The sequence below is a fragment of the Vibrio renipiscarius genome, assembly GCF_000827885.1.
GTDB classification, from domain to species: domain Bacteria; phylum Pseudomonadota; class Gammaproteobacteria; order Enterobacterales; family Vibrionaceae; genus Vibrio; species Vibrio renipiscarius.
The window spans coordinates 15,193-28,080 of sequence record NZ_JTKH01000019.1; the positions used below are offsets into that span (position 1 = coordinate 15,193).

Annotated in this window: 10 protein-coding genes; 2 read left to right on the plus strand and 8 right to left on the minus strand. The window is 45.8% G+C overall.

From position 1 onward, the window contains the following. Positions 1-5 precede the first annotated feature (5 nt). From OJ16_RS10195 to OJ16_RS10225, 7 genes are all read right to left on the minus strand, one after another. Entirely contained in the window at positions 6-1,796 is a 1,791-nt protein-coding gene (locus tag OJ16_RS10195; protein ID WP_040990052.1) for an AAA-type ATPase lid domain-containing protein, read from the minus strand. A gap of 170 nt (positions 1,797-1,966) precedes the next feature. Next, complete coding sequence (locus OJ16_RS10200) at positions 1,967-3,049, minus strand: glycerol dehydrogenase (RefSeq protein WP_040990053.1); 1,083 nt, start codon at positions 3,047-3,049, stop codon at positions 1,967-1,969. Positions 3,050-3,075: 26 nt separating this feature from the next. After that, the gene (locus OJ16_RS10205; RefSeq protein WP_040990055.1) at positions 3,076-4,710 is read right to left on the minus strand and encodes a dihydroxyacetone kinase subunit DhaK; all 1,635 of its coding nucleotides are present in this window, start codon (positions 4,708-4,710) and stop codon (positions 3,076-3,078) included. A 2-nt stretch (positions 4,711-4,712) separates the two neighbouring features. Continuing rightward, a complete protein-coding gene (locus OJ16_RS10210) occupies positions 4,713-4,892 on the minus strand; it encodes a hypothetical protein (RefSeq protein ID WP_040990059.1) in 180 nt (59 codons plus the stop codon). A 108-nt stretch (positions 4,893-5,000) separates the two neighbouring features. After that, on the minus strand, positions 5,001-6,584 hold the full coding sequence (locus OJ16_RS10215) for an acyl CoA:acetate/3-ketoacid CoA transferase (RefSeq protein ID WP_040990061.1): 1,584 nt from the start codon (positions 6,582-6,584) through the stop codon (positions 5,001-5,003). Between the two features lie 57 nt (positions 6,585-6,641). Then, positions 6,642-7,790 carry an acyl-CoA dehydrogenase family protein gene (locus tag OJ16_RS10220; protein WP_052810399.1) on the minus strand — a complete coding sequence of 383 codons (1,149 nt, stop codon included), beginning with the start codon at positions 7,788-7,790 and terminating at the stop codon, positions 6,642-6,644. Between the two features lie 39 nt (positions 7,791-7,829). Further along, entirely contained in the window at positions 7,830-9,080 is a 1,251-nt protein-coding gene (locus OJ16_RS10225) for an MFS transporter (RefSeq protein ID WP_040990063.1), read from the minus strand. Between the two features lie 320 nt (positions 9,081-9,400). Here OJ16_RS10225 and OJ16_RS10230 point away from each other — a divergent pair, with 320 nt between their 5' ends. Together OJ16_RS10230 and OJ16_RS10235 are read left to right on the plus strand one after the other, a co-directional pair. Beyond that, positions 9,401-10,084: a nitroreductase family protein gene (locus tag OJ16_RS10230; protein ID WP_040990065.1), complete on the plus strand. Its 684-nt coding sequence runs from the start codon at positions 9,401-9,403 to the stop codon at positions 10,082-10,084. A gap of 299 nt (positions 10,085-10,383) precedes the next feature. Continuing rightward, entirely contained in the window at positions 10,384-11,295 is a 912-nt protein-coding gene (locus tag OJ16_RS10235) for a DMT family transporter (protein WP_040990067.1), read from the plus strand. 122 nt (positions 11,296-11,417) lie between these two features. Here the strand turns inward: OJ16_RS10235 and OJ16_RS10240 are convergent, their stop codons facing one another. Continuing rightward, positions 11,418-12,788: an NCS2 family permease gene (locus OJ16_RS10240; protein WP_040990069.1), complete on the minus strand. Its 1,371-nt coding sequence runs from the start codon at positions 12,786-12,788 to the stop codon at positions 11,418-11,420. Positions 12,789-12,888 lie beyond the last annotated feature (100 nt).

The window sequence follows — 12,888 nt, forward strand, 5'->3', positions numbered from 1 at the left end:
CTTATTTAATATTTATCCGTCAAAACTTGACGGCTTAAATCGAATTTTTTCATTTTCCGCCACAACGTCGTTCGGCTCACGCCCAGAGCCCTCGCGACACAAGCCGCTCGCCCATTGTTATCACGCCACGCCGTTAAAATGACATTACGCTCTGCATCTGCAATATTCACGAATGCGGCATTCTGTGGCTTTTTCTTCATTCTATCGGGGAGAGCCTGCAACGTTATGGTGCCATGTTCTCTGCTGTGTATGGCACTTTCCAGGGTTTGGAAGAGCTCTAAAAAATTGCCCGGCCAGTGATAGCCCATGAGTGCATCTAAGGCTTCTTGATCACAATGAATGGCCATCCCCTCACGAAGACTCAACTGTTCTAAGGTTTTATCTAATGCACTACGCAGGCGAAGTCTATCTTGACTTAATGGTCTCAACGTCAGTTCTGCAATAGACAATCTCATGTATAACAATCGGTTAAGCCGAGATGTTTCCCAATCATATCCAGCGACGGAGCAACAAATTAAATCCACACTGAATGACTGATAGTGGCCATTGTCATCATTAATTAACCCCGTCGTCAGCACTTTGAGTAACGTCGCTTGTAGATCAGGAGAAAGTAAGTCAATGTTTTCAAAGCATAATATTTGACCATTGGCGCTTTCTAACAATTTCATAAATTGCGTTCGCGTGTGTGCGCTCACCTCATTCGAGGCAAAACCAGCAAGGCAATCGACCGTGACCAATTTTTTGGTATCCAACTGCTGATCAATGTAATCAATAATATAATGTTCGCCAGCGCCGACCTCGGTCGTAATAAACAGGCGTAGACCGCTTTTCCCTCGAAGCGTAAGAAAACGGTCTAAATAACTTTCTTTCGTGACGCACTGAGCCAGCACGTGCTGACGCCAATTTTCGTCATGTATGTTTTGGCTACTCAGCCTTACCGAACAAATACATTTATCATCGCTGTATTGGCGGCGAACGTAAGCGCTAACTCGCACCTCATCCGCTTTATAGCTCAACGTTTCTGATTCCCCTTCCCCCAATAAAGCGGAGACAGAAAAAGCATCAATACCATTGACGTAGATACGTCCATTTCGGCTGTTTTTACGGGCGGCCTGATTGGCGTATTTCAATTTATTGTCATCATCAAAAACAAAAACCATTTCTGACATTCCATCGAGAATGTCTTCAAACAGCGTGACGTTATTGAGGGTTTTGAGGGGATAGTGCGTGAGTGCTTCTAAATGATTTTTCGCACCGACGATTTGTGTCTCATTATTCTTTTCAAACATCGCCATCAAGAAGAAACCGCGGCTATCATTTCTCACCGGCACGCACACTAACGCCATATCATGGAGTGCTTTTTTATAGGTTTCACAGTGGCCGGTAATCGCCGCTTGGTTCGTCGACTGAGCCAATGAAAAAGCCGTTGTGCCAATCAAGGATTTATCGAAACAAAAACCCGCCTCGATCCCTAATTCGTTGAGTGGCGATTTCAGCTCAGGTGAGGTTTGCATTGCCAACACCACGCCTTTCTCATCCAACAAACACCAAGCACTGCTTTCACCCAAAACCGCCAGTAAATTGGTACTTTGCAGATGATCGATATAGTTATCCGCATACTGAGTATTCTGCAGTGGGGATGAGATGGAAATAGACTGCGTTTTCCAATCAAAAGCACACAAGTCTTTATCTTCAATCCACGCGCAAACTAAAGGATCTTGCGATGCCTTTCGGTTTGGCCAGTTATTCTGAATATGAAGCAACCACTTTTTGTACCTATCACTAGAACTACGCATATACACAACTCAAATATACAGACAATTCATTGTAATTTTAGAGGGTATTTAAGATATCTCTTTCCTCCAATGTTGCGATACGGAAAGGGCTTAAATACGCCTCGGTTGACCAAAATCAAAAACCTCAGCAACGCAAGCGTTAACTGAGGTTTTGTTTATAGGTCAATCATTTATTGGCCTAGTTGATGCGCAGTCAGAATGGCCGCGAACACTTTCTCAGCCGTCACAGGGAATGGCATGTTATGGATCGTTTCCCCTTCCGCACAAGAAGCTTTCGCCACTTCCATGAGTTTCTCGTTATCCAACTCTTTCACGCCCATTGCGTGTAGGTTTGTTGGTAGGCCAACGCTGTGACAGAAACCAAGTACCGTTTGAATTTCTTCATAATCCGCGTTTTCCAGTACAAGCTGAACCAGCGTACCAAACGCAACTTTTTCACCGTGAAGTAGGTGGTGACATTCTTCCAGTTTCGTTAAACCGTTATGGATAGCGTGTGCGCCCGCAAGACCACTCGATTCAAAGCCGATACCACTCAGGTAAGTGTTTGCTTCAATGATGTTTTCAACCGCTTTGGTTGAAACGCCCATTTCTACCGCCACTTTCGCTTTCAAGCCATCGGCCAACAACGTTTCGTAACACAGTTTTGCCAACGCTTGAGCTGAACGCGTTGGTGCGCCACCCGCCATTGTCGGTTTGCCTGAGGTCATGTTCGCACGCGCTTCAAACCACGTTGAAAGCGCATCACCCATACCCGCAACCAATAGACGAGCAGGTGCTTTAGCAATGATTGCGGTGTCCATGATCACCATGTTCGGGTTCGATGGGAACATCAAGTATTCAGAGAACTCACCTTCAGGAGTGTAGATCACCGCCAACGCTGATGTTGGTGCATCTGTTGAAGCAATCGTTGGGACAATCACAACCGGTAGCTTCGAGTAGAAGGCGATAGCTTTCGCGGTATCCAGTGTTTTACCACCACCAATACCGATGATAACGTCAGCATTCATTTCTTTTGATAGCGTGATAAGACGTTCAACCTCAGGGCGAGAACACTCACCATTGAAACATTCCAGTCTTACGGCAATGTCATTCGCAGCAAAGCTCGTGCTAACCGTGTCTTGGGTTAAACCCATCACAAAGTTATCTGCGATTGCGAATGGCTTATTACCGAAAGTAGAGACGTACTTGCCAATGTTTGCCAGTGCGCCTTCACCTTGAATATATTTGCTTGGAGAGATAATGATTTTGTCCATGATGACATTCCTATTCTTAATTAGAGTTATTTAGTCAAAGAAGCGAATACACACTCAACGGCGTACGCACCTGGATCTTTTGTGCCATTTAGGCTGTCGCTATTAAGGTAAGATGAACGACCCGCATTGGCTTTTAACATAACAGAAGTCGCTTCTGCGCCTTCACGAGCGGCGTTCGCAGCGGCTGCTAAGTCTTGCTCTTTCCATGCATTAAACGCTGGGTACAACGCATCAATCATTGTACGGTCGCCAGGTTTTGCGCCGCCGTATTGCATCATGCGAGCAAGGCCGTCTTGTAATGCTGCGACCAAATCACCGTTCGATGCGAAATGACTGCCGGCTGCCGTAAAGAAAATAGAAAGCAGTACGCCTGAAGACCCCCCCATTACCGTCGTCAATTTTTCACCGATGACGTTAAGCAGTACTGCTGGCTCATTCAACGGTAAATTGTTTGCGTCTAGCTCAGCCAGCACTTTGCGTGCACCCGCCGAGAAGGTTGAGCCTGTATCACCATCGCCCACGATGGCATCTAAGCGGTTAAGCTCAGACTCTAAGTCGATCAATGTGCCACACACCATGCGAACCGCATCAGCGACAGCTTGGTTTTGGCTTGGCATATACGCAATTTTCACGGCTTTATTTTCACAACGAACAACCGGACGTTCGCATTTAGCAATCACACCAGGCCATGCTTCGGTGGCGGTTTCTGATTGCAGCGCAGCGCGCGTTTCGTCGTCTAAACGCAGTAGTGACAAAGAGAAACCTTTCATGTCAATCGCTGTCATCAACGCTGCAGGACCAACAAAACACTCTGCGCCTTCACCCAGTTGTGATTCGACAACCGCTTTCGCGACAACGTTCATTTCGATTGGAGACAAGCCACCCAAGTTATTGATCAACACCGCGTGTTTTTCACTTGGACGCGCTTCTAATAATTTCGCCGACATCAAGGCTACAAAATCATGACACTCAGCAACATCAATCGTTTCAATACCGGCTTCGCCGTGAATACCCAAGCCAAGCTCCGCTTTACCACGAGCAATACGACCTTCGCTGTTATCACCTGGTAGTGAACAGCTCGTCAGTGCAATACCGATGCTCGCCGTGTTATCAATCGCTTTTTGTGCCGCGTCTTTTACTTCCGCAAGTGAAGCGCCTTGCTCTGCCGCATGGCCTGCCACTTTATGAACAAATAAAGTGCCCGCAATACCACGTGGTTTTGGATTGTTAGGAATAGAGATATCGTCATTAACGATAACAAGCTCAACGTCGTAGCCCATTTCTTTGGCTTTTTCGCACGCTAGGCCGAAGTTTAGACGGTCGCCCGTGTAGTTTTTAATAATAACAAGACAGCCTTTCTCGCCTGTCACGTGAAGAATCGCGTTCAATACCGCATCAACACTTGGTGCTGCAAACAAGTCGCCACAAACCGCAGCGGTCAGCATACCTTTACCAACAAAACCCGCGTGTGCCGGCTCGTGACCTGAACCACCACCACAGATAATTGCAACCTTGTCTTTATTCCAATCTTTACGAGCGATCACTTTGATATCATTATTAAAATCAAGTTTGACCAGATTGCCTAAACGTTGAGTGTATAGCGTGCCGTCGATTGAATCCGACACCCATGATTCTTTTTTGTTAATAATCAGCTCAGCCACAATTACACCTTTTTATTATCTGAATAGTTCGTAAGTTTCGATTTTGGTTGGGTTTTGATGGTTAAATCGTTTTGAGGATGTGGAAAAATCGTCGCCAATTGCTTCTGCGCTTCCCCTTCACTCATCCCTAGATGACAAACAAAAATATCTTTCGCCATCTCATAGCAACAGTCATTTTTCATACGCCGATACCTCGTAGAGCTGCTTGCGCGCGTTGTCATTTTTGGCATTGGCTCATAGCAGCATAATGAAAAAGGTTCCCGACCTCATAAGAGGTCGGGAGGTCTGCGTTATTCCACGCCTTCGTTAAAGAAGCGCGCATCCATTTCTTTTAGGTCTGGCGAGATAATTGGTGCAAACGGTAGTAAGTTCAGGATATCTTTCTGAAGATCAACACCCGGTGCAATTTCAGTCAGCATCATGCCGTCGCGATTACGTTCAAATACACAACGCTCAGTCACGTAAATTGTTACGCCGCCTTCTTCTGCACGGAAGTCACCACTTGCTGAAATTTCATCGACTTTTGCAACAAATTTAGGGTAGATACCTTCTTGGTGAATCGTTAGCTTGCCATCAGCGATTTCTGTTTTCAGACCACCGCCTGAGAATGGGAAACAGAACACGGCTTTCTTAGCACTTGCCGTCAGGTTGACGAAGCCACCCACACCGATGATCTTGTCACCAGCACGGCTTACGTTTACGTTACCAGAACCATCTACCTGCATTGCGCCAACGAAAGTGATGTCCAGCATGCCGCTGTCGTACAGGTCAAATTGGCTTGCCGTGTCTTGACACATTTCTGGGTTTAGAACCGCACCAAATGACAGGCCACCAACCGGTGTACCACCGATAAGACCCGCTTCAATCGTTAGGTACATATTGGTCGACATACCGATTTCTTTTGCCGCTCCAGGAACAAGCTCAGGAACACCGATACCTAGGTTAACCACTGCGCCATCACGCAATTCCATTGCTGCACGACGAGCGATAACTTTATGTAGCAATTCACGTGGCTTCTTACCGCTGCCTGATGTTAGCTGAGCGATGGTTTCGTGTTTCTTCTCGATATCATCTTTAGACATCAAGAATTCACCCGTGTAAGCCGGTTCATATTTCTCAATCATGGTCTGCATTTGCTCGCCATCAACCACAACCGCATCGATGATCGCTGCTGGAAGCTTAACGGTGCGTGGATGAGAAGCCGTTGCCGATACACGCTCAACCTGAACGATAACTTTACCGCCGTTCGCTTTTGCTGCCATTGCAGTGCTGTATGGGTCAAGGTAGAACGCTTCATGTTCAAACGAGATGTTGCCATTCACGTCTACTGTCGTACCACGGATGATCGCAACGTCGACTTTTGGCGCTTTGTAGAATAGGAATTCTTCACCGTCGATTTCCATTAGCTCAGCCAATGTATCTGTTGAACGCTCGTTCAGTGCGCCACGGCTATTGCGTGGGTCAACGAAGGTTTTCAGACCCACTTTTGTTAGTACGCCAGGCTGTTTTGCTGCTGCTGCGCGGAACGAGTGACTGATAGGGCCGTAAGGAAGGTTGTAAGCTTCAATTTTGTTTTCAGCCGCTAGCTTTTTCAAACCCAGCATTTTGATGAAGTGAGAAGCAACAACGCGACGAACCATGCCTTCATGAGAAATCGCATCAATTAGACGACCTTCTTGTGACTCACCTAGACCCGCACCAAAGTAGTAGCTCAGATCACGAGGCTGGCCTTCATCAAGAAATTTTTGGCCCAGTGCAATCGCCACTGTTTCAGGGAAACAAAGTGAACCAAAACCGTTAATCGCCACACAGTCACCAGATTTGATTAGGTTAACTGCTTCTTTAACATCCATAATTTTGCTTTGTAGAGACATTTTGGAATTCCTATAAATTATTTATTTTTGTAATAAGCGAATAAATTTTCGTTTCGATTAACGGCGTGGTAGGTATTGACGTGCGATGCCACGACCAACCACAATTTTTTGAATTTCTGATGTGCCATCAACAATTTGCAGCATCTTGGCAACCGCCATTGATTTGCCAATTGGGGCATCTTTCATGAAGCCTTCTGCGCCAAAGAGCTGAGCACATTTGACCGTCACTTCCATGGCTACATCGGTCGCAAACAACTTGTTCATTGCCGCGATATTGGCAACAGGTTCGCCGCTGTCCATCACCGCTGCGGTTTTGTAAAGTAAGCAACGTGCCGCTTCGATTTTTGTATTCATCTCTGCAAGTTGCCATTGGATGCCTTGATTGGTCAGAATCGGCTTACCAAATGATTCACGTTGACCAAGGTAAGCAGCAACAGAATCAACCGCTTGCTGAGCCACACCAATCGCGATTGCTGGCGTAAATACACGAGCGACATCAATCGCTTTCAGTGCTTCTTTAAAACCATTTGCTGACAGTAGATTTGCTTTTGATACCGTACAGTTATCAAACTCAAGGCTACCAACGATGATGCCATTACCAATCATGCGCTCACGGTTTGCGATGTAACGAATACCCGGAGTACCGTTTGGTACGAACAGCATGATCATGTTTTGGCTGTCTTTGCCGTCTTTCACCATTACGTTGAAGTAATCCGCATCTTGCGCATTGGTGATCCAATCTTTTTGACCGTGGATGTGGTAAACATCACCGTCCAACTCTGCGTAAGCGTTCGTTGCGGATGGATCGCAACCTGATGCGCTTTCAGTCAAGACGAAGGCCGTCGTTTTATTGCCGTTCGCAAGATCTGGAACCACTTTCAAAATCTCAGGGTCGATATCTTCATAGAAAGTTGCGATTTCCATGTTGATGTTGTTTTGTAGCTGAAGCAGGAAAGACATGATGCCGCTGCCGTACGCTAACCCTTCATAAACCAAAGACATTTGTAGATAGTTGTAGCTGTGGCCACCCATCTCTTTTGGAATACCAAGGCCATAGAAACCTTGTTCTGCCATTTCTTTCATTTTGGCTTTTAGCAATTCACGGTCGTTCTCTAGTTGAGAAGCGAATGGCGCTAAACACTCTACGCTGTAAGCTTTCGCTTTTTCATAAATCGCATGATGCTGTTGATCGAGTAAGAAGTTCATGTCACACCTTTCTTTAAATTTTTGTTATTGGACTAATCATTAAGCGGGTTTATTTTCGAGCGGAGCATCCGCTTCTTGTTGTTTTTTCTGCTCTGCTTTCCAGCCTGTTTCCGTTAGGAACATCGTCAGTACGGCAAAGAATATCGGGGTAATACACGTCAGAGACAGGGCAGTCTCAAGACCGTATTGGGTTCCTAGCCAACCCGTTGCAGCACCACCTGCAGCACCACCTAGACCCACTAATGAGAAGATAAAGCCCGTTCCCATTGAGACAGCACGCGGTGACATATCGGTTTTGTATAAAGTCGTGAACGCTAGTGGTACGAAGTTGTACGCTGCGTAGCCTGCGACAAATGTCGCCACCGAAAGCACTGGAACACTCGCGGTAAGCATTAAGCTGTAGTAAGCCAACGGAAGAACCACACCTGATGCAACGATAAGTGGCTTATCGTAGCCCCACTTCTGAGCCATTATTGGTGACACCAAACATGCAATAGCAGAACCGATTGGTAGGAAACCAAGCACCATACCGGCTTGACCAATCGATAGGTCCAAGCTTTCTACTGCGTAAGTTGGCCAGAAGGTGTAAACCGCAATCCAAGTCAGTGATGTCATTGGCCAAGCTAAAGCGAGAATCCAAGTGTTTTTGTAAGTCAGCGCTTCTTTTAGTGGCTGAAGTACTGGTACTTTTTCATAGTTTGATTGTGATTCGCCCTTGTCTTTCGCTACAAATAGCCAAGCCACCGCTAAGATAAGAGAGAAACAACCCATGACGATCATCACTTCGCGCCAGCCTGTCATCATCGCTAGGAACATCGGGAAAGCCGCTGTACCAAGCATTTGACCCGCCGGGCCTGTAAACATTTCTACGCCATTAATAGAGCCCAATTTTTCTTTCGGAACCCATTGAATCTTAAAGACCACAAGCACAGATACGATGCCAGCAGCAACGCCCATAACAAATAGACGGCCAACAAACAGCATGGTGACGTTAGTAGCAAAACCTTGTAGTAGCATCCCGAAACCCAGGATGACAAAGATGGCAAATAGAACAGTTTTAGGTTTGCCTTTACTAATGAAACAGATGATTGGAATGGTTAACAAACCTTTACCAACCCATGCAATCGCACTCAATAAACCTGCGGTTTCAAGGTCAAATCCAATGTCATTTCGCATGTCCGGCAATATGACACCAAAAGCAAAGTTAGAGAGGTTCGCAACCATAAAGGCGAGCCATGCAATCCATACAATGGCCCAACCCCTTGCTGGAATTTTTTCATTTTGATTCATTGTTATATACCTTTCATTTCTAATGTAGGACGAATGACTGAATCATTATGGAAAACCAAAATATTCAACAGGAATAAAACAAAATAGAATTTCAATTATTGATTTATCGCTCAAAATGTCATTTTGGCGTTTTTTAGTGGGCATTTTTTTGTGAACACCGTCGATTTCGAGGTGCAAAAGTAATTAAAAATGGTCATTTTGACTATTTGAACAAAAAAAACGTTTCAAAAGTGAAACGTAAAAAAACATTTCATTTTGACAGCGTCAGCTTGATACATTGATGACATAAAGTTACTTCAAATTGAATTTAGGAAGCTCTCATGAAACGTTTTAGCGATGTCGTCAATTACCGCCGCGCCGTGCGCAAATATGATCCAGATTATGCTTTTGACCATGATGTAGTCACGCAAGCACTCGAGCTCGCTACTCTGGCTCCAAATAGCTCAAATATGCAATTGTGGGAATTCCACCGCGTTAAAAGCCCTGAAATGCTAGAGAAAATGAAAGCATGTTGTCTGGGTCAAAATGCGGCAAAAACGGCAAATGAACTGATTGTATTCGTGACCGCACCACAAAAGTGGCGTGATCGTGCAGATATGAATGCAAAAGTGATCCGCAATGCCTTTGCCAGCAAGCCAAACACACCAGAGCACGTATTTGCTTACTATGAGAAAGACATGCCTTACCTATACGGCGGCGTAGATCTCATTGAATACAAAGGCTTAGATAAAGAACAAGGTCAAGAGTTGCGTAAAAATGACGTCCGCGTCATTTTGAATAAAAGCGCTGCATTAGCCGCGATGACATTTATGTATGCATTAGCAGAAGTCGATTACGATAGCTGCCCAATGGAAGGATTTGAAGAAGGGGCGATCAAGTCACTATTGAACCTACCAGAAGAGGCCGAAGTTTGTATGGTTGTGAGCGTTGGTAAACGCTTACCAGAAGGTGTCTATGGCCCTCGTCTACGCGTTGACCTTAGCGACGTTGTTATCGAACACTAATGTGAACGCTTAATACCGCTCTCATTATCATCCCCTGTCATTGGGCTGATGAATTTCATTTTGAACACGCCTAGATATAACGCACTCCACCGTTATACCTAGGCGTTTCTTTAGCAGAAGCATCATCAGAAGTCATATTGAACCATTCACATTAAACACAACGAAAAAACAAATCATTCATTAGCGTTATAACGAAGTCCCGATATTTACAAATACCTTAAATATTCTTTTTCGTATAAATCATTCTTTGCGGTATTTGCATTTATTTAACCACTATCGTTTATAGAGTTTATTTTAATATGCATAATCACAACGCAACTCAAGGCGCATGCTGGATGTTAACGGCCGGCTTGTCATTCGCTATCGTCAACAGCTTGGTGCAATGGATAAGCATTCATTATGGCCTTTCTTCTACGACAATTGCTTTGGTGCAATATGCCATTGCACTGGCAGCGATTCTGCCCTATTTAAAAACGCTCGGTATTCGCCAATCGTTAAAAACCCCTAATCTAGGCTGGCATATCTTTCGCGTCTTTTTATCCGTGATTGGTATTCAATTGTGGCTATGGGCGCTCGCGTATCCAATTCCAATTTGGCAGGGCATTGCCTTATTGATGACCTCGCCTCTATTCGCCACCATTGGCTCAGGACTCTTTCTCAAAGAAACGGTGGGAACGGCTCGTTGGGGCGCAACCGTCACGGGCTTTATTGGCGCAATGATCATTCTCGAACCTTGGGCGGATAATTTCAATCTCGCGACATTGCTGCCGATTGGCGCGGCTTTTTTCTGGGCGTGCTATTCGCTGATGGTCAAAAAACTCTCTCGCCATGAATCGCCATCAACAATGGTGATATATCTACTGATACTGATCACTCCCTTTAATATTCTGCTGGCACTGCCTGAATGGGAAACCCCTTCGGGCACGACTGTCTGGCTATTGTTACTCGTCGCTGGTGTTGCCACCGCAATCGCACAATGGGCGATCGTCAAAGCGTATGCTGTCGCCGATGCATCCTTTGTGCAGCCTTTTGATCATGCGAAACTGCCACTGAATGTCTTAGCGGGCTGGATGATGTTTGGCTGGGTGCCGCCGGGACGCTTGTGGATTGGCGCTTTTCTTATCATTGCCTCTATCGCCTTTATTGCACATTGGGAAGTAAGAAAATCGCACTTGGCTAAACTCCTTCCCCCTCAGCTTGTGGCCGATTAATCGTCAATGCTCTGCGCTATAGACTGATCGGTAGCGTGGTGAATTTCACAAAAAAAATGGCCGACATGATGTCGGCCATTTTCTTGCTCATTTATGTTGGCTAAATCGCCACGATTGTGTGATTAAATCGCCCAACCACCCGCATAAAACGCCACGAGAATCGCGGTCAGCACGACAATACCAAAGCTCAGTTTTTTCCATTCACCAGAGACCACGCGGCCCACCACTAAACACAAAAAGCCCAGCATAATGCCAGTTACGATATTCGCCGTTAAAACAATAAATACGGCACACACAAGACCGGATAGCGCATCGATTGAATCGCCAAAATCTAACTTGCTGACATTACTCAACATCAATAGGCCAACATACATCAATGCAGGCGCGGTTGCGTAACTTGGCACAAGATAACTAATCGGTGAAATAAACAATAGCAGTAGAAAGAGTGCGCCAACGACCACCGCTGTCAGGCCGGTTTTACCCCCCGCCGCGGTACCCGCCGCCGATTCAATATACACCGCCGCAGGAGAACCACCAGCCACACCAGAGACAATGCTGCTGACAGAATCGGCCGTCAGAGCTTTGCCACCATCAATGATATTGCCATCTTTATCCAGCAAATTCGCTTGGCCTGCCACTGCACGAATGGTTCCTGTCGCATCAAAAATAGCCGTCATGACCAAGGCAAGAACACTTGGCAAAACTAACGGGCTAAAAGCACCCATAACATCCATTGAAGCAAATAATGAGCCTTCACCACCAATAGAAGGCATCGCGAAGAAACCATGGAAGGTCACATTAGGGTCAAAAATCAAACCAAAGATTGAAATGACGACAATCACCAAAAGAATGCCGCCCGGTACGCGGCGCTTTTCTAAACCAAAGATGGCCGCCAAACCCAATACTGACATCAACACTGGTAATGAAGTAAAGTCACCAAACTTCACCGGCAAACCTTCTGCCATATTTTTCTCAACCAAGCCCACACCATTTGCGGCAATCAGCAGCAAAAAGAGACCGATACCAATCCCTGTACCGTGCGCAATACCCACCGGTAAATGAGTGAGAATCCACTGGCGCAAACCTGTCACGGTGATCGCGGTAAACACCACCCCCATTAAGAAGACGGCACCTAAGGCAACAGGAATCGAAACGCCCTGCCCTAAAACAAGACTAAACGCCATAAACGCCGTTAAAGAAATCGCGCAACCAATCGCCATTGGTAAGTTCGCCCACAAGCCCATCAGCAGTGAACCAAATGCAGCCACCAAACAGGTCGCAACAAACACTGAACCCTGATCAAACCCTGCCGCCCCTAACATGCTCGGCACAACAATGACCGAATAGACCATGGCAAGAAAAGTCGTCAATCCCGCCAGTAATTCTTGGCGGAGATTGCTACCACGCTGAGTGATAAGAAAGAACGCATCCAGTTTACTTTTCATTGTCGCGCTTTCTGGACGATTTGATTGGGAAGAGGTCTTGTCAGACATGATTGTTCCTATTGGGTCTTTGGTTCAATGTCGTAAGAAGTATCGTTGGATACTCAATTTTATTTACATCAATAGAGCGTTGAAATACATCACCGATGGA